This window comes from Pectobacterium atrosepticum (assembly GCA_019056595.1).
GTDB lineage: Bacteria > Pseudomonadota > Gammaproteobacteria > Enterobacterales > Enterobacteriaceae > Pectobacterium > Pectobacterium atrosepticum.
Genome location: CP036163.1, coordinates 1,269,865 through 1,293,523, shown reverse-complemented (window position 1 = coordinate 1,293,523; position 23,659 = coordinate 1,269,865). Strand labels below are relative to the sequence as shown.

The window sequence follows — 23,659 nt, the reverse complement described above, 5'->3', positions numbered from 1 at the left end:
AACATGTCGATTAGCTCAGTCATTAAATCCCTTCAGGACACTATGCGTAAAGACGCCGGGGTGGACGGCGATGCCCAGCGTTTGGGGCAGCTTTCATGGCTGCTGTTTCTGAAGATTTTTGATACTCAGGAAGAAGAGTTGGAACTGGAGCAGGATGACTACCAGTTTCCGATCCCACAGCGCTATTTATGGCGTAGTTGGGCGGCGAACAGCGAGGGCATCACGGGTGATGCGTTGCTGGAATTTGTGAATGATGATCTGTTCCCGATCCTGAAAAACCTCACTGCGCCGATTGATAAGAACCCGCGTGGCTTTGTGGTCAAACAAGCATTCAGCGATGCCTACAACTACATGAAAAACGGTACGCTGCTGCGTCAGGTGATCAACAAGCTAAACGAAATCGACTTTAGCAGCAGTCAGGAACGCCATCTGTTTGGCGATATCTACGAGCAGATCCTGCGCGACCTGCAAAGCGCGGGCAATGCAGGTGAATTTTATACTCCACGTGCGGTAACGCGTTTTATGGTCAACCGCATTGACCCAAAACTGGGTGAGTCAATTATGGACCCGGCGTGTGGTACTGGCGGCTTCCTCGCCTGCGCGTTCGACCATGTGAAAGACAATTACGTTATTACCACCGAAGACCACAAAACGCTGCAAAAGCAGATCTATGGCGTAGAGAAAAAGCAGCTTCCACACTTGCTGTGTACTACCAATATGCTGCTGCACGGCATTGAAGTGCCGGTGCAGATCCGCCACGACAACACGCTTAACAAGCCGCTCTCTTCGTGGGATGAACAGGTTGATGTGATTGTGACCAACCCACCGTTTGGCGGCACCGAAGAGGACGGCATCGAGAAAAACTTCCCGGCAGAAATGCAGACCCGTGAAACCGCCGATCTGTTCCTGCAACTGATTATCGAAGTGCTTGCCGATAAAGGCCGGGCTGCGGTGGTATTACCGGATGGCACGCTGTTTGGCGAAGGTGTGAAAACCAAAATCAAAAAACTGCTCACCGAAGAGTGCAATCTGCACACCATCGTGCGTCTGCCAAAGGGCGTCTTTAATCCCTATACCAGTATCAAAACCAATATTCTGTTCTTCACCAAAGGTCAGCCGACTAAACAGGTGTGGTTCTACGAACATCCGTACCCAGACGGCGTGAAGAACTACAGCAAAACCAAACCGATGAAGTTTGAAGAATTCCAGACCGAGATCGACTGGTGGGGCAACGAAGCTGACGGTTTTGCCAGTCGTGAAGAAAACAAGCAGGCGTGGAAAGTCAGCATCGACGACATCATCGCCCGCAACTTCAATCTTGATATCAAGAACCCGTATCAAGGTGAAACCATCAGCCATGACCCGGATGAATTGCTGGCGCAGTACCAGACGCAGCAGGCGGAAATCAGCGAACTGCGTAACCAGTTACGCGACATCCTCGGCGCTGCGCTAGCGGGCAACAAGGGGGCGAACTAATGACCGTTGAGAAGCCGATCACCGATCATATCGCTATCTGGTCTTCTGCGCTGCAAACCCGTTCTACTGCGGGGCGTGGTAGTAATGGCAAAATCGACCTCTATGGCATTAAGAAACTGCGTGAGCTGATTCTGGAGCTGGCGGTGCGCGGCAAACTGGTGCCGCAGGACCCGAATGATAAACCCGCGTCTGAGCTGCTAAAACGTATTGCTGCCGAGAAAGCCGAGCTGGTCAAGCAGGGAAAAATTAAAAAACAGAAGCTGCTGCCGGAAATTAGTGAGGATGAGAAGCCGTTTGAGCTGCCGGAGGTATGGGAATGGGTAAGGTTGAGTGATATCAGTGAGTACATACAACGAGGAAAAGGCCCGAAGTACGCTGAACATGGTTCTGTAAAAGTTGTGTCTCAGAAATGTGTGCAATGGAGCGGTTTTAAATTAGAACAATCTCGTTGGATAACGGATGAATCTATTCATTCATATACTAAAGATCGATTTTTGAAAGATGGGGATGTCCTTTGGAACTCAACTGGTGCTGGTGGCACTGCTGGTAGGGTTATTTATCTTCCTGTAGTTAAAGAAAAACTTGTTGTCGATAGCCATGTTACGTTAATTCGAACCGTTAGAGATAACGGAAAGTTTATTAGTAACTATATATCTACTTATGGGATACAGCAGCGTTTTGATCCAAAACATTCGAATACATTATTATCTGGTACAACAAATCAGGCGGAATTAAATTCTTCTGTTGTTAATTCTTTCTTAGTTCCATTCCCTCCGCAAAGGGAACAGGAAAGGATAAACGACAAAGCAGCAGAGCTTATGTCCCTCTGCGACCAACTGGAACAGCAATCTCTAACCAGTCTGGATGCACATCAGCAGCTGGTGGAAACCCTGCTGGCAACGCTGGTCGATAGTCAACATGCCGAAGAACTCGCCGAAAACTGGGCGCGAATCAGCCAGCATTTCGACACGCTATTTACCACCGAAGCGAGTATCGATGCGATTAAGCAAACCATTCTGCAACTGGCGGTGATGGGATTGTTGATCGAAAGTGCTGAGTTTAGCCAGAGAAGTCATTTAAAGAAATATCTGTCGTTTGGACCTAAAAATGGTCTATCTCCTAGTGAAGTAAAATATGAAACTGATGTAAAAGTCTTAAAGTTAGGTGCGACCTCGTATGGTTATTTGAAGCTGCAAGAAACTAAGTATGTTGATATTGATGTAAAAGATAAATCATATTTATTCCTTAAGAAAAATGATATTTTAATTCAGCGGGGTAATTCATCTAATTTTGTAGGTTGTAGCTTGTTAATTGAAGAGGATTTTGATGATTTAATCTATCCAGATTTAATGATGAAAATTAGAACAAAAGATGAGTTATTACCTGAATATGCCGTGTTGTGGTTATCCTCTCCTTTTGCCAGGGATTTCATGTGGTCAAAAATGACTGGAACGTCAGGAACAATGCCTAAAATAAGCAAGAAAGTAGTTGAGGAAATACCTATAGCTGTCCCTCCTTTCGCTGTTCAGAATCAACTGGTGATTAAAATCAAAGAGCTCTTCTTGCTTTGTGGCTCTCTGACATCCCGCCTACAATCCGTCCAGAAAACCCAGCTCCATCTGGCGGATGCCCTCACCGACGCAGCATTAAACTAAGGAACAGACGATGCCGGTTCATCATGCTATCTGGCGAGTAGGGGAAAACCCTCAGCCGCTGACCATCAGCAAACTCGGCAGCGAACAACTGCTGGAGAAGATGATTCTAAACGATCCCACCATCCTCTCTGACCAGTGGATGATTATCGGGCATCAGGAACCGACGCTCGATAAAGGGCGTATCGACCTGTTGGCTATTGCGCCGGATGCATCGCTGATCCTGATTGAACTTAAACGAGACCGTACGCCGCGTGAAGTCGTTGCTCAGGCGCTGGATTACGCCTCCTGGGTGGATGATTTAACCGCCGATCGTCTGTCGCAGATTTATGAAAAATTCTCCGGTGGCGGTAATCTGGGAGACGCGTTCAAGCAACGCTTCAATACTGAACTGGAAGAAGAGTCACTCAACCAGTCGCACCAAATCATCATTGTGGCAGCGGAGCTGGATCCGTCTACCGAACGTATCGTGGACTATCTGAGCAAAAACGGTATCTCAATTAATGTGCTGTTCTTTAAGGTATTCCAGCACGGCGACGAGCAGTTCTTAAGCCGCACCTGGCTTATCGACCCGAGCGAGACACAAACCAATGCCGCACAGGCCACCGCCGTAGCAAACGCAAACGCGAAGGAACCGTGGAACGGGGAGTTTTATGTCTCGTTTGGCGATCCGCAAAGCCGTGTCTGGGAAGAGGCGCAACACTACAACTTTATCAGTGCGGGCGGCGGAAGCTGGTACAGCCAGACGTTAAAACAGCTACAACCGGGCAACCGTGTGTGGGTAAAAATCCCGGCGAAAGGCTACGTTGGCGTTGGTATTGTGCAGAGCGCCGTTGAACCTGCCAGCAGCTTCACTATCAACACCGAAGAGGGGGAAAAGCTGGCAATGGATGTGCTGAAGCACAGCGATCTCTATCGCTTGAACGCGGATGATCCCGAAAAGTCTGAGTATTTTGTTTCCGTAAAATGGCTGGAAACCCGCAGTGAACAAGAGGCGGTTAACGAAGTGGGGTTCTTCGGTAATCAAAATACGGTCTGCAAGCCTACAACCCAGAAATGGCGACACACTGTCGAGAAATTAAAGCGTTATTTCGGAAATTGGAACGCGGAATTGTAATGCTCAGGTGATGATTTTTCCCAACAGACAAGAAATGAGTATCTCAGAAGACGTCTAAAAGCGAATGGTTCGGTTTATTGGGATACTTACACGTATATGTCGGTAGAGTCTGGTTGACTGAAAATAGCGAATTTATAGCTAACTCACTGAATTTAAGGAATAAAAAAAGACGTCGGTTGACGTCTATTTACTTCGAAATGGTACGCCCTACAGGGCTCGAACCTGTGACCTACGGCTTAGAAGGCCGTTGCTCTATCCAACTGAGCTAAGGGCGCATTGCGCAAAGAAGTGGCTGCTGCTTGTCGCAACAGTGGGCTGGATTATACCCACACGTCCCAGTGAGTCAACGGGTTGGCGCTGGATTTACGCTATACGGTGAATCCCTGTACAACTTTGGTGGATGTTGCTTTTTCTGGTGTGGTTTTTTTGCACAATTGCGAGCGTCGTCCACATGAATTAGACATTGTAATGATAGTTTCAGTCTTATCTGCTGGACGCGTTCAGTAATTCTTTTCAAGTTATGAACAGGCATATTCTGCACCCTGCGCTATTGGTACACTATGCCCGCATTCGTTGGGCTTTGGATGAGTGTGGGCTGCTTTCACTCGCGAGGCTTGTTGCTCGGCTATTTGTGAATCCGCTATTTTGTCGAACTTTGGAACCTTTTGATTTATGAACATTCTTTCATCCGCATTCTTGCGCGTTTGTCTGCTGGCGATGTTGATGCTGCCTGTTGGATATGCATCGGCGGCGAGTGCGGATTCTGATCCACAGCCCGCGCAGACCGATGCGCCAGTAAAAATTAATGTTGATGCTGAGTTGATCAAGCTGCAAAAGCAGTTAGATAGCATCAAGCAGCAGGTTTCAGGCACAAATAACGACAGCAAATTTGGTGCGTTGAATGACACAACGCAGGAATTGGCGAATAACGCCAACGAGCTTTCTAATGCGGTTGCACCGCAGCGTGCTCAAATTCAGGCTCAATTGGATGTATTAGGGCCCGCGCCAGAATCCGGTTCCAGTATTAGTGAAACCAGTGAAGTGACGCGCAAGCGCAACAGCCTGAATGCGCAAAAAGCAAAAATGGACGCGCAGATTGAGCAGATTCAGGCTTTACGTACCAGTGCGGCTAATCTGTCTGCGCAGATTGTTACGCTGCGTCGTAGTGCGCTGAAAACGCAACTGGCCTTGAATTCCGGCAGCATTCTGGGCGGGCGTTTCTGGGCTCCTGTTGTAGCACCGCAGGCCGAGGATGTACGTCGTCTGAGTGCCTTTCAGGATCAATTAAGTGATGCCTTTACGGCAGCCTGGGAGCCAGATTGGCGTTACGGCTCTGCTTTCCTGATTCTGATTGCAATGGCTATGAGTTCGGCAGGGCGTCGGTATCTGGAGAAATATCTGGCCTGGGCGGGAATTCACTGGCTACCGGAAGGGCGGCTGCGGCGGAGCTTTTTAGCCACGGCGTCAGTTATCTCAACCGTGGTAACGATCGGTATTGCAGTGAATTTGATCGACTTTACTTTCACGCGTCATGGCGAGGCGACAGAACGCGTAGTGTCCTTCCTTGATGCGCTAGTGAGGCAGGCAATTTTTTGTTCAATGATCGCTGGGTTGGGGCGAGCATTTCTTTCGAATCAGCGCCCTTCATGGCGTTTGCCCGCGATTGCTAATCCTGTAGCAAAAGCCATGAAGCCGTTTCCTGTGGTTGCTGCTGGAATTATTCTGATCTTCGGTTTTATTGAACAAGTGACGGCGACGGTGGGGACATCGGTCGCGGCAACCATTATGGTGAATGGCTTATCTGCACTGTTCTTAGCGTTTACAGCGGGGACGATCACGCTGAAAAGCGATCAGATTCGTCGGCAGATGGTGCATTCAGGGGAACAGCCGGAAGCGCGCTCGACGTTATCTGGCGTTATTCATCTTGCGGTATTGGCGACGGCGTTCTCTATTCTGGTGTCGCTGGTTATCGGTTATATCTCTCTAGGCCGCTTCCTTGCGTTCGAGCTGGTGTGGATTGGCATGGTGTTCTCCTGCCTGTATTTATTCTCAACATTTATTACCGATATCTGCGAAAGTCTTTTTTCTCCCAACAATGCCAGCGGCAAGCGAATGAAAAATTCGCTCAATTTGGACGATCGGCATCTGGCTCAGGCCACATTGCTTCTGTCGGCTGGTGGTAAAGTCTTTTTGATTTTGATGGCAGCCGTCGCCTTACTTAATGGCACGTTTGGCACTACTACTCCTCTGGAGTTGGTGCAAAAAGCTGTTGAAATCTGGGGAGGGAAAGGGCTGGAAACCTTGAGCATCGTGCCTGCCCATCTGGTCAATGCCGTACTCTTTCTGGTGGTAGGGGTTTATGTCTTACGCTCCTCAAAACGCTGGCTGGAAGATGAGTTTCTTCCTAAGACGACGCTAGAGCGAGGAATCCGTGCGTCGCTGGTGACGCTATTCAGCAATATCGGTTATATCCTGATTATTCTGCTGACGTTGGCGACATTGGGGATTGAATGGAACAAGCTGGCGTGGATTGTCAGTGCGTTGTCGGTGGGTATCGGTTTTGGCTTACAGGAGATAGTGAAGAACTTTATCTCTGGCCTGATTTTGTTGACGGAACGCCCGGTGAAAGTCGGGGACTCGGTCAGTATCAGCGGGGTCGAAGGAGATATCCGTCGGATTAACGTGCGTGCGACGGAAATTCAACTGGGTGACCGCTCGACGGTAATCGTGCCGAACTCTCAATTCATTTCACAGAATGTGCGCAATATTACGATGGGGAATCCGTTTGGGGTTGCCACGCTGGCACTAACGTTCCCGCTGGATATCGATCCTGAAGAAGTTCGGACACTTTTGCTGGATGCTTACATCAACCACGATGCGATTCTGGAGTCACCTGCACCGTCAGTGAAATTCAGTCAGTTGAACCCGACTGGCATGGTGTTGAGCGTTACGGGCTATGTCAGCAGCCCGAGAATGGTATCGGAAGCGAAGAGCGACCTGTTGTTTGAGATCATCAAACGGCTACGGGCATCAAACATTCCACTGGCCGTACCGCAGAAGATGGTGCTGGAAAATTCAGGGCTTGCTCTGCCTGACAGCATTTCGGGCGAGGATAAATAATTTACTCAGCCATCCGTTATCCGATATTGAACGGATAACGGATGGACATCGAAGCCGTGCTCACAGGGTGTGAATCGCGGCTATTTTCCCTGCTGGTTAATCATATCGAGATAGATTTCACGTAGCCGCTGAGTAATCTGGCCGGGCTTGCCGTCGCCGATCGTTTTTCCATCCAGCATCACGACGGGGAGGACGATCATGGTGGCTGAACTGACAAAAATCTCTTTGGCGTGATACGCCTCTTCCGGCGTAAAACAGCGCTCTTCCAGCGTAATACCGTCCTTTTCTGCCAGCTTGAGCAGCGACTGACGGGTAATACCGTGCAGAATATCGTTGCTGAGTGGGCGGGTCACAACCGTATTGTCATGCAGGACGATGTAGCAGTTGCAGGAACTGCCTTCGGTAATGAAGCCATCTTGGACAAAGAAGGCGTCGTCTGCCTTATTCGCATGGGCATACTCTTTCGCCAGACTCGCGGCGAGCAGGCTGACGGTTTTAATATCCCGACGATGCCAGCGGATATCCTCGGTGGTGACAACGTGTAGCCCTGTTGTTGCTTTCGGGTTACCGACCAGCGAACGCGCCTGAGTGAATAAAACTAGCGTGGATTTAACGTCAGCAGAAGGGAAATAGAAATCACGATCGCCGGCATTACCACGGCTAAGCTGTAAATAGATCGCGCCTTCTTTCAGATCGTTTTTGTTGATCAGCTCATTGTGGATATCTTTGAGCGCCTCTGCGGTGACGGGCAACGTAAGCGATAACTCGCGGCAGGAGCGTTGCAGGCGAGTAATATGATCGGGGAAATCAACCAGCTTGCCATCGATTACCGCCGTCACTTCATAGACGGCGTCGGCAAACAAGAAACCACGATCAAATACAGAAATTTTTGCTTCATTCTCTTCTAAATACTGTCCATCAACGTAAACAAGACGTTGCATCACAACACTCCTTAATAGTTGCTCAATGCAGGTTAACGCGCGTTATCCCCACAATAATGCGTCGGGCGGTAATATTTCGCTACCGTTATAGTGCAGTCCGTTAGTGCGATCGCGCTGCAAGAGCAGTGGGCCATCCAAATCGACGACGTCGGCACCTTGAGCCACGACAAATGCGGGTGCCATCGAAAGCGATGTGCTCACCATGCAGCCGACCATAATTTTTAAACCTTGCGCTTGCGCGTATTGTCGTAAACGCAGGGCTTCAGTCAGTCCACCCGTTTTATCCAGCTTGATGTTGATCATGTCATAGCGCGCCACTAGGGCGGTCAGTGACTGACTGTCATGACAGGACTCATCGGCACAGACGGGAATCGGGCGGGGCAGATCTGCCAGCACATCATCTTTCCCCGCAGGGAAAGGTTGCTCGATCATCGTTACGCCAAGCGCGGCGAGTTCAGGAACCAGAGTTAGATAGCGCTCGGTATCCCATCCTTCATTAGCGTCCACAATCAGGCGGGCCAATGGTGCGCCTTTGCGAACGGCGGCAACTCTGGCCAGATCGTCTGCGTCTGCTAGCTTTAATTTGAGAAGAGGGCGATTGGCATTGTGTATCGCAGCGTGGTGCATGCGGTCTGGTGTATCGAGCGATAGCGTATAGGCCGTCTCCAACGCTGTTGGCGAAGGAAGATTCAGACGCTGCCAAATGCGTTGCTGATGCTGCTTGCACTCCAGATCCCAGAATGCGCAATCGATCGCATTACGCGCCGCGCCTGCTGGCAAAATGGTTTGTAGCGCCTCCCGATCCAGACCGTTACGGATATCGCTGTGCAGTGAGGCAATCTGTTCCATTACTCTGTCGAGTGATTCACCGTAACGTGAATAAGGAACGCATTCGCCATAGCCCGTCACGTTACCGGACTGGAGCGCAACGAAAACGACATCCGCCTGACGTTTGCTGCCGCGTGAAATGGTAAATGCTCCCTCTATTGGCCAACTTTCGGTGAAATATCGCATCTCGATCATAAGTTTGCTCTTGAATAAACCATCTCGAATTAACCCTATTGTGCCCCAGCACCGTAAGTGCCTCATTTGACAGGGCCGATCTGATGCTAAAGTGTAATGCTTCTTCCTGCGCGTATTCTTCATTTTTCGCGATGTGAGTAAGAAATAAATGAGGTGTAATTCCTGGCTGAGAAAATTTATGAGCGGGTATCGACAGAGCGAATTATCTGAGATAGCTTGGAACGACTCACCATACTTCAGATCGCATGTACCCTGGTGGTCAACGAAACTGCCTGTCTGCGATTTGAATGATGTTGAGTAGAGTGCTTTTTACAGGCACTGCGTCGCTCGGACGGTCCGGGCGCTCACGTTAATTTGAGGATGTTATGGCTGATTCTACTTCTCCGCGCCGTTTTACGCGCATCGATCGTCTTCCCCCGTATGTATTTAATATCACTGCTGAATTAAAAATGGCTGCGCGTCGTCGCGGCGAAGATATTATTGATTTCAGCATGGGTAACCCTGACGGCCCGACGCCTCCTCATATCGTGGAAAAGCTCTGTACAGTTGCACAGCGTGAAGATACCCATGGTTACTCGACCTCCCGAGGGATCCCACGCTTACGCCGTGCGATCTCCCGCTGGTACGCCGATCGCTATGAGGTTGATATCGATCCGGAAAGTGAAGCGATCGTCACGATTGGTTCCAAAGAAGGGCTGGCGCATCTGATGCTGGCGACGTTGGACCATGGTGATACGGTGCTGGTGCCGAACCCCAGTTATCCGATTCACATTTATGGCGCGGTGATTGCCGGGGCGCAGGTGCGTTCCGTGCCGCTAGTGGAAGGCGTCGACTTCTTCAATGAATTAGAGCGCGCTATCCGCGAGAGTATTCCGAAGCCGAAAATGATGATTCTCGGTTTCCCGTCAAACCCGACGGCGCAGTGCGTCGAACTGGATTTCTTTGAGCGCGTCGTTGAGTTGGCTAAACAGTACGGCGTGTTGGTCATCCATGATTTGGCCTATGCCGATATTGTGTATGACGGCTGGAAGGCACCGTCGATTATGCAGGTTCCCGGCGCAAAGGACATCGCGGTGGAATTCTTCACGCTGTCGAAAAGCTATAACATGGCGGGTTGGCGCATTGGCTTTATGGTCGGAAATCCAGAGCTGGTAAACGCGCTGGCGCGAATTAAGAGCTACCACGATTACGGCACGTTTACGCCGTTGCAGGTTGCTGCGATTGCTGCGTTGGAAGGCGATCAGCAATGTGTGCGGGATATTGCCGAGCAATATCGCCAGCGCCGTAACGTTTTGGTACGTGGTCTGCATGAAGCGGATTGGATGGTTGATGAACCGAAAGCCTCAATGTACGTCTGGGCGAAAATCCCTGACGCCTATGCGCATCTGGGGTCGCTGGAGTTCGCCAAGCGGTTGCTGTCTGAAGCGAAGGTTTGCGTCTCGCCCGGTATTGGGTTTGGGGATTATGGCGACACCCATGTTCGGTTTGCCTTAATCGAAAATCAGGATCGTATTCGGCAGGCGGTGCGCGGCATTAAAACGATGTTCCGCGCTGACGGTATCTTACCGACCACGAAACCCTTAGCAGGAAAGGGCCCTGCTGCCTGATATCCTCGGCTCCCAGTCGCCTGACTGGGAGCAACATAAACATGCCGTGACAGCGGCTTATCATTTGCTAGAATGCCTACCGTTAATCTCAATCAGGATGAGTTTGTCATGTCGTTATCTCTGTCTAAATTTTCTGCGTTAACGCTGCTTTGCGTCACGCTGGCCGGGTGCCAACAAACAGGAACGTCTGCCCACAAAGGAACGGTGGCAGGTCAGTCTTCTGCGGTAACGGTCTCTTCTAACGATCAACTGAACCAGCTGTCGTCGCTGGTTGCGGCTACCCGATATCTCAAATCGAAGTGTAACCGTAGCGATCTCCCCGATGATGCGACGATTGCCAATGTTGCGTTGACTGTGGCGAAGCAAAGAGGCTGGAATGTTGCGAACTATCAGGCTTTACCGCAGCGCAGCGAAAGCCTGTATCAAGGGTTATTAAAAGACAGCACGCCAAAAGAGGCGCAGTGTTCGGAATTTAACCGTACGCTGACGCCGTTTATTGATGCTATGCGCAGCCACGGCTAAGGCGTCGCGCTTCCACTTTCGTTGTCGGCGGAACGTTCATTCTCGTTGAATTTTCCGCCCGGCCAATCCTCCAGTGCTTCCAGAATAAACACCTCGCCCTCTACGCTGAAAATGGTCATATCCTGCTGGATTTGTTCTATGGTTAGCCCTTCCATCGGCGAGTCGCCTTCACGGAATTGCAGGCCGTTGAGCGTGATGCTGCGCTTGGCTTCGTCCGACGTATAAACATGTGCGCTGTAGGTCAATGGTGGAATCTCGCCATTGCTGACGGGAGGTAACGACAGCGTGGTCTTTTTCTCAAGGGATGCAGCAGGCGCATCGACATGAGCCTCTCCTTGGTGAGGCGTAGCCGTGAGTGCTGTCTGCGCTTGTCCCTCAGCCGCAGGTAAGGTGGCGGCTTGAACGGCCAACGTGGTCGTCGGAGACTCGGTGGGGCTACCCCAGCGCTGGTGGCTGAACCAGCCTAGCGCGATAAAAAGCAAAGCATAAACAACCATCAGATAACCGGGCATCGGATATCTGGCAAGTAGCGCTGGCTGTGAGTGTGTCGGTGCGTCCGGTGCGTTATCCACGCGCTAATCCTTAATTATTTATCCCCGTCATACTTCAAGCTGCATGTGTGTTGGCAATACTCGGCTCATCTATGAGCCTCACCCTGAAGGGCCGCCGCTTACGGCGTTCAAATCGGCTATGCCGATTTGTCCTCGCTCACCCCAGTCACTTACTGATGTAAGCTCCTGGGGATTCACTGCGTCGCCGCCTTCCTGCAACTCGAATTATTTAGGGGGTACTTAGGTCGTGTAGCATCACATCATAAACGAAAGTCGGGTGAGTAGGATGGTGCTACATGCCTTATTTTGCAAAAAATAGGAAGCGGCAGAAAACTGAATCTCTCGGTTATGTGACAGTTCCTCCAATTTGATTAAAAACTATTGTAATCATAATAATCACGGATGGAATCTTGATGCGGGTCGCAAAAAAAATGTGCGAATTTGCTTTAATGAAACCACGTTTTACCATTGTAGGTATAACGTTTCTTTTTGGTGATTTGGTAGTCAATAAACGAGGGGCGAATCATAAGAATTTAATTAAGCATCTTGAGTGTTAAATCGGTAGCATTATTATGTGGTTTTTACTACAGGTATTACGCTACTTTTTTATCTATAAGGGATGTGTCAATCTGCCGCTAAATTACGAATAAAAGCAATTTTAAAGAATGCGATTAATATCGCAGGATTTTGTGCGGATTTATTTTTCTATTTTAATAATTAAAAAATACTGAGGGATAAAATGTTTAGAACGGTTATTGGGACTGGTCGCTTACGCACCTGTGCGGTAGCTATTGCCCTTTCAGGGATAATACTTTCTGGGTGTGACAATAGTCAGCAGCCAGTGGCAGAAACGGCGCCGCCAGATTTGCAGGTGAAAACCACCCCGTTTGGTTGGGCTGCACAATATCAGAACACGGATGGTAAGTTTTACGCAACGACGGGAGGTGAGGGCGCACATGAAAATAGCATTTATATCGTCACCAATCGTCAGGAATTGAAAGACGCGTTAAATAATATCCGCAGCGCACGTTATATCGCAGGCGATTCCGATGCGGAGTTACAGGCAAAATTAGAACCTAAGATTATCTATTGGCAAGGTACTGTCCGTGGTGATGATTTAGGGAATGGACGTAATGCGAATGCGGAGGATTATAAAACCAAACCGAATAAAACTACGTTCGATTTCGATTTATATGTCAAAGCCTTCGATCAGAATTATATGGCGCAGCTGAAAGCCACGGCAGATGCGGGTGGAGCTGATGCGGCAGCAGCCAGTGCAGAGCTTAGCCTGTTGAAAAAACAGAATGGTCAGCGTTCACAGTATGCTAACAATCAGAAAGCGCAGATTCAATTTCAGGTTCCGCCGAATACCACGATTTTAGGTGTAGGTAGCGACGCCAAACTGGTGGAAGGCTATTTATCCCTCAATACGTTAAGCCACACGTTCGGCAAAACGGATAACAGCAACATCATTATCCGCAATATTACGTTTCAGGCACCGCGTGACTTTGCCCCAGCTTGGGATGCGGGCGACGGTGAGAAAGGCAACTGGAATGCGCGTTATGATTCTGTATCAATTAATGCCAGCAAAAATGTCTGGGTCGACCACTGCACCTTTACGGATGGTGAATATCCTGATCATTTAGAGCCGGTGCTGTTCGGTAAACATATCCAACGCCACGATGGCCTGCTGGATATAGAAGATGGTGCTGATTACCTGACGATTTCCTACAACATTTTTGCTCAGCATGACAAAACAGTATTAATCGGCTCTGGTGACGGCGATAAAGGGGAATATCGGATCACCTTTGAAGGCAATTTATGGGACAACAGCGTGCAGCGTTCACCGCGTGTGCGTTTTGGTCAGGTGCATTTGCTGAATAACTATCATCGTGGCGCAACGGATACAAACTATCCCATTCTGTATGCCATTGGGATGGGCTTCGATTCATCGATTCTTTCTGAGAGTAACGTTTTTAACTTCGAGGGCGGCAATGCAGACGAAAAACTGATTATTGGTGCTTATAAGGGAAGTAAGTTTAAAGACAACGGTTCCTGGTTCAATGGCAATCCGGCAAGCAATTTGAATCAAATCGCATTGGATAAGTGCAGCGCACTGCAAGAAACCGAGAAAGCCGCTGCGACAAGCTCTGGGAAAGCGGTGCCGGGATGGGCGCTGGAGACTTGCACCAATGAATTGGAATGGAGCCCGCCTTATGTGTATAGCGTTGGGAAATCCATCGCCGCCGTTGAGAAATATGTCCTGGAAAATGCTGGCTCTGGAAAGCTGGATATTTCTCTCCCCTAGTTATCGTCATTAATACATTATCGTCATTAACACATTATTTTTATTGAAATAGTTATCTGTAACCCCTCTGCCCAATACCAATCATTTTGCGGTAATGAATCTGCCGCCGAGTGAGAGATATCGGGAAAAATAATAGTAAAAATACAGGAAATACTATGACTTACTTTTTACCCCGTACTCGTCTTACGCTCTGTGCGACAGTCGTTCTGAGCAGCCTGATTGCCGGATGCAGCGATAGCGACTCAGCGCCGGATGTTGGTGTCGATCGTTCCGCCGCGCCGCAGAATCTTAAAGTGCCGACGCTCGCCTATGATGACAATAGCGTGGTACTTGCCTGGGAGAAACCGACTAAACCTGCCGCAGGCATTAAAGATTATCGTGTCTATATGAATGGAACCTTGTTGGGCGGAACCATTGATAACCAGAACACCCACTCGCCAGCGAAGCCTTATATCGATAACTTCTACAACGCGATTGATACCACCAACTGGCACGTCCGCGTCAGCTTCCATAATTTCAAGGTGGCTAACCTGTCGCCGGAAACAGAGTACCGTTTCACGGTGCGCGCGCTTTATGAAGACGGTAAAGAATCCGTTGATAGTGACGCGGTTGTGCAGAAAACAACGGCCACGCCAGCCTCATTGAACGTGACTAACTACGGTGCTAAAGGGGATGGGGTAGCAAACGATACGGTGGCGATTCAGAAGGCGATTGATGACTGTACGCCAGCCGCGTATCCGAAAGGCTGTAAAGTTGTAGTTGAAGGTGGGACGTTTAAAACTGGTGCGCTGTTCCTGCATAGCGATATGACGTTTGAAGTCGCGAAAGGCACTACGTTGCTGGGGTCAGCAAACGGTGACGATTACCCACTTGCCCGTGGCTACTATCTCTACCCGTACAGTGCACCTAAATTGCCTAAGCGCCCACCGTCGCTGATTAACGTACTGGAAGCGGACGATCAGGGTAGCAGCCATGCTGGCACCTTTAAAAATATTCGTATCGTCGGGCAGGGCACGATTGATGGTAATGGCTGGACGCGAGGCATTAAAGCCGGTGATGCAAACATTACTGAAATTGATGAATTAAATAATACCTTACCTCTCTATCGTGCGAGCAAAGCCACCAATGTCAGCAGTGACGGTATTCTGGCAAAAGACCAAACGGCAAAAGCCGTTGCTGAAGGAATATTACTGGATGAAGCGTACAAAAACCGCCGCTCCAGCCTGATGACGTTGCGCGGTGTAAGCAATATGTATCTGGAAGGGCTGACAATTCTGAACCCGGCATACCACGGCGTGATGGTGCTAGAATCTGAAAATGTGGCGATGAATGCGTTGGTTCACACGACATATGATGCAAACAACGCGGATGGCATTGAATTCGGAAACAGCCAGAACGTCATGGTATTTAATAACTTTTTTGATACGGGTGATGACAGCGTAAACTTTGCCGCGGGATACGGTGCCGAGGTGGCGACGCTGGGGCAAAAAGCACAGAGCGGTGCCTGGATCTTCAATAACTACTTCCGCCGTGGTCATGGTGCGGTGGTAACGGGTAGCCACACCGGTGCCTGGATTGAAAAAATCGTTGCTGAAGATAACGTAATGAATAAGACGGATGTTGGCTTACGCATGAAGAGCCGACCTTATTATGGTGGCGGCTCGCGTGACGTGGTATTCCGTAATAACGCGATGCGTGATATTGTCAACGAGCCGTTCGTGTTCACTATCAAATATAAAGCGGACGTGAACGATACCCAGCCAGCGGCAGAACCCGCGCAGTTCCGTGATGTGACCGTTTCTAACGTCACGGTTGATGGTTCACCGAAGAAAAACAGCATCATGGTCGACGGGATGACCGTGGCTGAAATGGCTGATGCGTATAAGTTCTCCTTTGAACGTGATGCTTATCACCAAGGCTTGCATTTTGAGAATGTAAAATTCAAAAATGTAAAAGCCACGGACATCACGTTCCTGAAGAGCAGTGAATTTAAAAATGTCATTTTTGAGAATGTACCGGGAGCCTGGAATTTCGGTCATATTGAAAATATCAGGCTCGAAGACCGTGTAAATAATGATGCCGCGCTGACGACCAGCGGTGATGAAACCATCACCCGGGAAGCCGCAACGGAATAAGGCATTTTCCCCACGCCGCTGGGCGTGGGGAGTATTATGGATGATTACCTATGGCACGATTGCAAGCTTTCAAAGAACCGTCTTTTAATTCGCTGGTCGCTACTTTTCGGTCACTGCCAGCTCCTCTGATTCGACGTATTGTATTGGGGCTGATTTTGCTGCTGATTTGTCAGCAGTTGGCCGTGCTGACCTGGCGCTTTCTCCTACCTGAAGACTCACGCATTATTGGCGTGTCGGTCACGCCTGCCCAGGCGAAAGAAAAGCCCACAACGTCGGGTGTTTTTACCTTGTTCGGTCATGCTCCCGATGCGGATGCGTCCGCTGTTAACGACGCCGCATTATCCGGGGATATTCCTCTGTCATCGTTAAATATCAGTCTGACTGGCGTGCTAGCGAGTGAAGACGCCAAACGTTCGATTGCCATTATCGCTAAAGATAGTCAGCAATATAGCCGCAACGTCGGCGATGCTGTGCCGGGCTATGAAGCTAAAATTGTGACTATCTCTGCCGATCGTGTCGTGCTCCAGTATCAAGGGCGCTATGAGGCGCTGCATTTGTATCAGGAGGAAAGCACTGCCGACGCACCGCCGTCTTCTGGTGCCTTTAGTCAGGCGAAAGAGAAGATACAAAAAGATCCCTTCACGGCGCAGGACTACCTCACCATTTCTCCCGTCACGGAAGAAGAAGTACTGAAAGGATATCAGTTAAACCCCGGCAAAAATCCCGATCTTTTCTACCGCGCAGGCTTGCAGGACAACGATCTCGCCGTTTCATTAAACGGCATGGATTTACGCGATGCGGATCAGGCTCAGCAGGCGATGGCGCAACTGGCAGGGATGAGCAAATTTAATTTGACCGTCGAGCGTGATGGTCAACAGCAGGATATATATCTGGCATTGGATGGAGACCACTAATTTGTTTAGCAAGGGACAGGGATTTTTTAAGCGTCAGGTTTTTTCGAAATATAAAAACCAATGGCTTGGTAATACACGCCGCAAGAGCATGTTGTTGCTCGGTGGTAGTATTTTGTTGATGGCGTCATCATTGGCGTGGAGTGCCGAATTCTCAGCCAGTTTTAAGGGCACGGATATTCAGGAGTTTATCAATACCGTCAGTAAGAATCTGAATAAGACGGTGATTATCGATCCATCGGTCAGCGGAACAATTACCGTACGCAGCTATGACATGATGAACGAAGATCAGTATTACCAGTTCTTCCTGAGCGTGTTGGATGTCTATGGATTCACGGTTATTCCGATGGATAACAATGTCCTGAAAATTATTCGCTCGAAGGATGCGAAATCGACATCCATGCCGTTGGCGAGTGATGAGCAGCCGGGTATCGGTGATGAAGTCGTCACGCGCGTCGTGCCAGTCAACAACGTGGCGGCTCGCGATTTGGCACCTCTGCTGCGCCAGTTGAACGACAACGCGGGGGCTGGGAGCGTGGTGCATTACGAACCCTCGAACGTGCTGTTGATGACCGGCCGCGCGGGTGTGATCAAGCGGCTGATGACGATTGTGGAACGGGTTGATAAGACCGGCGATCGGAATGTGACGAGCATTCCGCTGTCTTATGCCTCTTCGCTGGAAGTGGTGAAGATGGTGAATGAACTGAACAAGATGGATGAGAAATCTGCCTTGCCGGGTATGTTGACCGCCAATGTGGTGGCCGACGAAAGAACCAACTCGGTGCTGGTGCGCGGAGAGCCGAATTCACGCCAGCGCGTTATCGATATGATCAAGCAGCTCGATCGCCAGCAGGCGGTACAGGGCAATACCAAAGTCATCTATCTCAAATACGCCAAGGCCACCGATCTGGTTGAAGTGCTCACGGGAGTAGGCGACAGTATCCAAACCGACCAACAAAATGCGTTGCCCGCGCTGCGCAAAGACATTTCGATTAAGGCACACGAACAAACCAACTCGCTGATTGTGAATGCGGCACCTGACATCATGCGCGATCTGGAACAGGTGATTGCACAGCTGGATATCCGTCGTCCGCAGGTATTGGTCGAAGCGATCATCGCGGAAGTGCAAGATGCCGATGGGATGAACCTGGGCGTTCAATGGGCGAATAAAAATGCTGGGGTGACACAGTTCACGAATACGGGGTTACCGATCACGACAATGATGGCGGGAGCGGACCAGTTTCGGCGTGATGGAACGCTTGGCACGGCTGCGACGAGTGCACTGGGCAGCTTCAACGGGATTGCCGCCGGTTTCTATCAGGGCAACTGGAGCATGCTGATGACGGCACTCTCCAGCAACAGCAAGAACGATATTCTGGCAACGCCGAGTATTGTGACGCTGGACAATATGGAAGCGACGTTTAACGTTGGTCAGGAAGTGCCTGTATTAGCGGGTTCACAGACGACATCCGGTGACAACGTTTTCCAAACGGTTGAACGTAAAACGGTCGGTATCAAACTGAAGGTGAAACCGCAAATCAACGAAGGCGACTCCGTTCTGCTGGAAATCGAGCAGGAAGTCTCCAGCGTGGCTGATGCTGCCTCCAGCAGCAGCACCAATCTTGGGGCAACATTCAACACACGTACCGTCAATAACGCGGTGCTGGTCAGCAGCGGCGAAACCGTCGTAGTGGGGGGCTTGCTGGATAAAAGTACGAATGAGTCCGCCAGTAAAGTGCCTTTCTTGGGCGATATTCCGATTCTGGGGCATTTGTTCCGTTCAAACAGTCAGGAAACGAAAAAGCGTAACCTGATGTTGTTTATCCGTCCTTCTATTATCCGCGATCGTAGCCAATATCAGAGTGCCTCTGCCAGTAAATATCACTCATTCAGCAATGAAGAACAGAAACAGAGAAACGTAAATAGCGGTGATGGCGGGCTTCTGGATAACGATTTGCTGCGCCTGCCAGAGGGTGGGAACGCTTATACGTTCCGTCAGGTCCAGTCCTCTATTGTGGCGTTCTATCCGGCGGGCGGGAAATGAGTGACGTTGCCTCTCAGATTATAGAATTACGCCCCATATTGCCTTTCGCCTATGCACGATCGCAGCAAATTCTGCTGTTGCAGGGGGAAAATGACGCGAGCCTTCGGACGATTTGTGTCGCGCAGACGCCGTCAGCCGCTTTGCTGGAAGCGCGTCGGGTTGCGGGCTGTTCGCTCAGGGTTGAGCGAGTCACGGAAGAAGAGTTTGAGCGGCAATTGGTCATTAGCTATCAGCGCGACTCGGAAGAGGCGCGCCGTATGATGGAGGACATCGGCAACGAGATGGACTTCTATACGCTGGTGGAAGAACTGCCAGACAGCGATGATCTGCTCGATGCCGATGACGACGCACCGATTATCCGCCTCATCAACGCCATGTTGACCGAGGCGATTAAGAATAAGGCGTCGGATATTCATATCGAAACCTATGAGCGCTATTTGCTGATCCGCTTCCGGGTTGACGGTGTATTACGTGAGATCTTGCGTCCACAGCGTAAGCTGGCTTCGCTGCTGGTATCGCGTATCAAAGTCATGGCTAAGCTGGATATTGCGGAAAAGCGTATCCCGCAAGATGGGCGCATGGCGCTGCGGGTGGGGGGACGGGCGATTGACGTGCGCGTGTCCACATTGCCGTCGAACTACGGTGAGCGCGTCGTGCTGCGTTTGTTGGATAAAAACAGCGTTAAGCTTGATCTTGAACTGTTAGGCATGTCGGAACGTAATCGACAACTGTTGGACAGCCTGATCCACCGTCCGCACGGGATTATTCTGGTCACTGGCCCGACAGGGTCGGGGAAAAGTACCACGCTTTACGCAGCACTCAGTCGCCTGAATGCCTCGGAACGTAACATCATGACGGTGGAAGATCCCATCGAGTATGAACTGGAAGGCATCGGACAAACGCAGGTGAATACCAAGGTGGATATGACGTTTGCCCGTGGGCTACGTGCCATTCTGCGTCAGGACCCGGACGTCGTGCTGGTGGGGGAAGTTCGTGATGGTGAAACGGCGCAGATTGCCGTTCAGGCATCGCTGACTGGCCACCTCGTGTTATCCACACTGCACACCAATAGTGCGCTGGGCGCGCTGTCTCGTTTACAGGATATGGGCGTAGAGCCTTTCCTACTGTCAACTTCCCTGTTGGGTGTACTCGCGCAGCGTCTGGTCAGGACGCTATGCTCTGACTGTAGCCAGCCACAGCCGGTCGATCCGGTTCAGGCGAAACAGATGGGGATTGTGCCTGATACGCTGTTGCATAACCCCGTTGGCTGTCCGCAGTGTAGCTTTACCGGCTACCGGGGGCGTATCGGTATTCATGAGCTGGTGCTGATCAATGACGATGTCCGTGCCGCAATTCACCGCAGTGACGGTGAAATGGCGATAGCGCGGATTTTAGGAGAGAAACGCGCCACCATCCGTCAGGACGGCTTGGAGAAAGTACTGGCAGGGCTTACGACCTGGGAAGAAGTGATCCGCGTAACCAAAGAGGAATGACATGGCACAGTACCAGTATCAGGCGCTGGATGCGCAGGGGAAAAAATGCCGTGGCAGTCAGGAGGCAGACTCTGCCAGACAGGCGCGTCAGTTATTGCGGGAGCGCGGACTGGTGCCGCTGTCGGTTGATGAAAGCCGAGGCGATCAGCAGAAGTCGGGTTCTACAGGATTTTCTCTACGGCGTAAAATTCGTATCAGTACCTCAGATTTGGCGCTATTGACTCGCCAGTTAGCGACGCTGGTAGCGGCATCGTTGCCGTTGGAAGAAGCACTGGATGCGGTTGCAAAACAGAGCGAAAAACCGCATCTGAGTCAGTTGATGGCGGCGGTGCGCAGCAAGGTCATGGAAGGTCATTCGCTGGCTGATGCCATGAAATGCTTTCCCAGCAGCTTTGAACGGCTGTACTGCGCAATGGTCGCCGCAGGTGAGACATCAGGTCATCTTGATGCCGTGTTGAATCGGCTGGCAGACTACACTGAGCAGCGCCAACAGATGCGTAGCCGCATACAGCAGGCGATGATCTACCCGTGCGTGCTAACCGTGGTCGCGATTGCTGTGGTCAGCATTTTGCTGTCTGTCGTGGTGCCGAAAGTTGTCGAGCAATTTATTCATATGAAGCAGGCGCTGCCGCTCTCTACCCGGGTTTTGATGGGGATGAGTGATGCAGTGCGCACGTTTGGGCCATGGTTCCTGTTGGCATTGCTGGCCGGATTTATGGCGCTCAGGGTGATGCTGCGGCAGGAGAAGCGGCGCGTCAGTTTTCATCGACGCATACTGCATTTACCGCTGATCGGCCGTATAGCTCGTGGTCTGAATACGGCACGCTACGCGCGAACACTCAGTATTCTCAATGCCAGTGCGGTGCCGTTGTTGCAGGCGATGCGCATTAGCGGTGATGTGATGAGCAATGACTATGCCCGCTATCGTCTCGCGATGGCAACGGATGCGGTACGAGAGGGCGTTAGCCTACACAAAGCGCTGGAACAGACGGCGCTCTTTCCCCCGATGATGCGCCATATGATCGCCAGCGGTGAACGCAGCGGCGAGCTGGACAGCATGTTGGAACGGGCGGCAGATAATCAGGATCGTGAATTCAGTTCGCACATGACGCTGGCGCTGGGGTTATTTGAACCGCTGCTAGTTGTCAGCATGGCGGCAGTCGTCCTGTTTATCGTATTGGCGATTTTACAACCGATTCTACAACTGAATACGTTAATGAGTTCATAAGGTCAATGAGCTTGTAGCAACAATGAGTTCGGTAAGAGAACCAACAATTGAACGAGGAAAAGTAAGGATGCAGCAACGTCAACGTGGTTATAGTCAGCGTGGTTTTACTCTGTTGGAAATTATGGTGGTGATCGTCATTCTCGGCGTATTGGCGAGCCTGGTGGTGCCCAATCTGATGGGGAATAAGGAAAAGGCGGATAAGCAAAAAGCCGTCAGCGATATTGTGTCTCTGGAAAGCGCACTCGATATGTACAAGCTGGATAACAACCGATATCCGTCCACCGAACAGGGGCTGAAAGCGCTGGTCACGAAGCCGACGGTACAGCCAGAACCGCGTAACTATCCAGCCGATGGCTATATTCGCCGCCTGCCGCAGGATCCGTGGGGCACTGACTACCAACTGCTGAACCCGGGCCAGCACGGTAAATTGGATATCTTCTCCCTTGGGCCAGACGGGATGCCGGGAACAGAAGATGACATCGGCAACTGGAATCTTGATAAAAAATAAAAGCATGCGGCAGCACGTCTGTTTTTATAGATGAATGTCATCGATGGCGGTGGGAAAAGGACGGCAGAAGCGCAATGAAGCGGTCAACGAGGAAGCAGCAGGGATTCACCCTGCTGGAAATGATGCTGGTTGTGTTACTGGCTGGCATCGCGGCTAGCATGGTGGTCATGGCGTTTCCTCCCCAACGTCAGAATGACAGCGCCTGGCAGTTGGCACGTTTTCAGGCGCAGTTGGAATTTGCTGCTGAAAACAGTCAGGTTAACGAATATATGCTGGGTGTGCGCATTTATCCCGATCGCTGGCAGTTTTATCAACTCCAGCGACCTGCTACAACGGAAGGGACACCGATCCCAGACAACGACCGCTGGCAGGGTTACAAGTGGCAGCCGTGGCAACCGTATCGGGTGAGCGCATCGGCGACGCTGCCCGATGCATTGCGGCTTGAACTATTGCAGGCCGATGGGAAAAAAGTGGATAAAACGCAGAGCGGCGACGATCCCGATATCCTAATTTTGCCCGGTGGTGAAATCACGCCTTTCCGTCTGGCCTTTAAGTCTGAAAACAAAGCGCTTTCGAATTGGCTTCAGGTCGATGCCAACGGACGGTTTGTGACGTCGATGAGTCAGGGTAAGAAACGATGAAGCGACAGAAAGGGATGACGCTGGTGGAAGTACTGGCTGCGCTGAGCGTTTTTGCACTGGCTGGCATTGCCGTTTTGCAAACGACAGCCAGACAAGCAAGCAGCTTGAGCCGGCTGGAAGAGAAGACGTTCGCAGGCTGGGTGGCGGAAAATCAGCAGGTTCAACTGCGGCTTGAGCAGCGCTGGCCTGAAGCATCGTGGGTGAAAGGCGAAACGAAATTTGCTGGCGTGCGCTGGAATTGGCGCTGGCAGGGCGTAGAGACCGGTGATCCTCAGACTAAAGCGCTGGATGTGGAAGTGCGACGTAATAAGGATGCCCTTGCTGCCGATGCCTCGTTACGCACCTATGTGGTGAAACAATAATGCGCAGTAAAACAAGGATG

The 23,659-nt window shown here is 50.6% G+C and carries 18 protein-coding genes and 1 tRNA gene; 15 read left to right on the top strand and 4 right to left on the bottom strand.

What is annotated here, in order from left to right:
• The first annotated feature begins 3 nt into the window (after positions 1-3).
• Genes DCX48_06505 through DCX48_06495 form a run of 3 tightly spaced genes read left to right on the top strand, consistent with a single transcriptional unit; the run spans position 4 to position 4,245 of the window.
• Entirely contained in the window at positions 4-1,476 is a 1,473-nt protein-coding gene (locus DCX48_06505) for an SAM-dependent DNA methyltransferase (GenBank protein QXE14192.1), read from the top strand.
• On the top strand, positions 1,476-3,131 hold the full coding sequence (locus tag DCX48_06500; GenBank protein QXE14191.1) for a restriction endonuclease subunit S: 1,656 nt from the start codon (positions 1,476-1,478) through the stop codon (positions 3,129-3,131). Before DCX48_06505 ends, DCX48_06500 begins: the two co-directional genes overlap by 1 nt.
• Before the next feature lie 10 nt (positions 3,132-3,141).
• Positions 3,142-4,245, top strand: coding sequence for a DUF91 domain-containing protein (locus tag DCX48_06495; GenBank protein ID QXE14190.1), 1,104 nt, complete (start codon positions 3,142-3,144; stop codon positions 4,243-4,245).
• A 198-nt stretch (positions 4,246-4,443) separates the two neighbouring features.
• Here the strand turns inward: DCX48_06495 and DCX48_06490 are convergent.
• A tRNA-Arg gene (locus tag DCX48_06490) sits at positions 4,444-4,520 on the bottom strand.
• A 397-nt stretch (positions 4,521-4,917) separates the two neighbouring features.
• On the opposite strand from DCX48_06490, the gene DCX48_06485 reads away from it, so the two are divergent.
• Entirely contained in the window at positions 4,918-7,365 is a 2,448-nt protein-coding gene (locus DCX48_06485) for a mechanosensitive ion channel family protein (GenBank protein QXE14189.1), read from the top strand.
• 80 nt (positions 7,366-7,445) lie between these two features.
• Here the strand turns inward: DCX48_06485 and DCX48_06480 are convergent, their stop codons facing one another.
• Together DCX48_06480 and DCX48_06475 are read right to left on the bottom strand one after the other, a co-directional pair.
• Positions 7,446-8,306: a D-amino-acid transaminase gene (locus DCX48_06480; protein QXE14188.1), complete on the bottom strand. Its 861-nt coding sequence runs from the start codon at positions 8,304-8,306 to the stop codon at positions 7,446-7,448.
• A gap of 42 nt (positions 8,307-8,348) precedes the next feature.
• Positions 8,349-9,329, bottom strand: coding sequence for an L-Ala-D/L-Glu epimerase (locus DCX48_06475; GenBank protein QXE14187.1), 981 nt, complete (start codon positions 9,327-9,329; stop codon positions 8,349-8,351).
• A 365-nt stretch (positions 9,330-9,694) separates the two neighbouring features.
• Between DCX48_06475 and DCX48_06470 the strand changes: the two genes are divergently transcribed.
• On the top strand, positions 9,695-10,936 hold the full coding sequence (locus tag DCX48_06470) for an alanine transaminase (GenBank protein QXE14186.1): 1,242 nt from the start codon (positions 9,695-9,697) through the stop codon (positions 10,934-10,936).
• A 108-nt stretch (positions 10,937-11,044) separates the two neighbouring features.
• Positions 11,045-11,458: a lipoprotein, PulS/OutS family gene (locus tag DCX48_06465; protein QXE14185.1), complete on the top strand. Its 414-nt coding sequence runs from the start codon at positions 11,045-11,047 to the stop codon at positions 11,456-11,458.
• Here the strand turns inward: DCX48_06465 and DCX48_06460 are convergent.
• The gene (locus DCX48_06460) at positions 11,455-12,030 is read right to left on the bottom strand and encodes a general secretion pathway protein (GenBank protein ID QXE14184.1); all 576 of its coding nucleotides are present in this window, start codon (positions 12,028-12,030) and stop codon (positions 11,455-11,457) included. The two genes, DCX48_06465 and DCX48_06460, sit on opposite strands and share 4 nt — an antisense overlap.
• 718 nt (positions 12,031-12,748) lie before the next feature.
• On the opposite strand from DCX48_06460, the gene DCX48_06455 reads away from it, so the two are divergent.
• The 9 genes from DCX48_06455 to gspI all read left to right on the top strand — a co-directional run bounded on the left by DCX48_06455 (position 12,749) and on the right by gspI (position 23,639).
• Complete coding sequence (locus tag DCX48_06455; protein QXE14183.1) at positions 12,749-14,317, top strand: pectate lyase; 1,569 nt, start codon at positions 12,749-12,751, stop codon at positions 14,315-14,317.
• A 155-nt stretch (positions 14,318-14,472) separates the two neighbouring features.
• The gene (locus tag DCX48_06450; protein QXE14182.1) at positions 14,473-16,452 is read left to right on the top strand and encodes a glycoside hydrolase family 28 protein; all 1,980 of its coding nucleotides are present in this window, start codon (positions 14,473-14,475) and stop codon (positions 16,450-16,452) included.
• A gap of 50 nt (positions 16,453-16,502) precedes the next feature.
• Complete coding sequence (gene gspC, locus DCX48_06445; protein ID QXE14181.1) at positions 16,503-17,366, top strand: type II secretion system protein GspC; 864 nt, start codon at positions 16,503-16,505, stop codon at positions 17,364-17,366.
• Positions 17,353-19,407, top strand: a complete 2,055-nt coding sequence (gene gspD / locus DCX48_06440; GenBank protein QXE14180.1) for a type II secretion system protein GspD — start codon at positions 17,353-17,355, stop codon at positions 19,405-19,407. The genes gspC and gspD overlap by 14 nt, the downstream gene beginning before the upstream one ends.
• Positions 19,404-20,900 (top strand): type II secretion system protein GspE, encoded by a 1,497-nt coding sequence (gene gspE, locus DCX48_06435; GenBank protein ID QXE14179.1) that lies wholly within the window; start codon positions 19,404-19,406, stop codon positions 20,898-20,900. The genes gspD and gspE overlap by 4 nt, the downstream gene beginning before the upstream one ends.
• A 1-nt stretch (position 20,901) precedes the next feature.
• Positions 20,902-22,128, top strand: coding sequence for a type II secretion system protein GspF (gene gspF, locus DCX48_06430; protein QXE14178.1), 1,227 nt, complete (start codon positions 20,902-20,904; stop codon positions 22,126-22,128).
• 67 nt (positions 22,129-22,195) lie between these two features.
• Positions 22,196-22,636: a type II secretion system protein GspG gene (gene gspG / locus DCX48_06425; GenBank protein ID QXE14177.1), complete on the top strand. Its 441-nt coding sequence runs from the start codon at positions 22,196-22,198 to the stop codon at positions 22,634-22,636.
• A gap of 74 nt (positions 22,637-22,710) precedes the next feature.
• Positions 22,711-23,277, top strand: a complete 567-nt coding sequence (gspH, locus tag DCX48_06420; protein QXE14176.1) for a type II secretion system protein GspH — start codon at positions 22,711-22,713, stop codon at positions 23,275-23,277.
• Entirely contained in the window at positions 23,274-23,639 is a 366-nt protein-coding gene (gene gspI, locus DCX48_06415; protein ID QXE14175.1) for a type II secretion system protein GspI, read from the top strand. Before gspH ends, gspI begins: the two co-directional genes overlap by 4 nt.
• Positions 23,640-23,659: the final 20 nt, after the last annotated feature.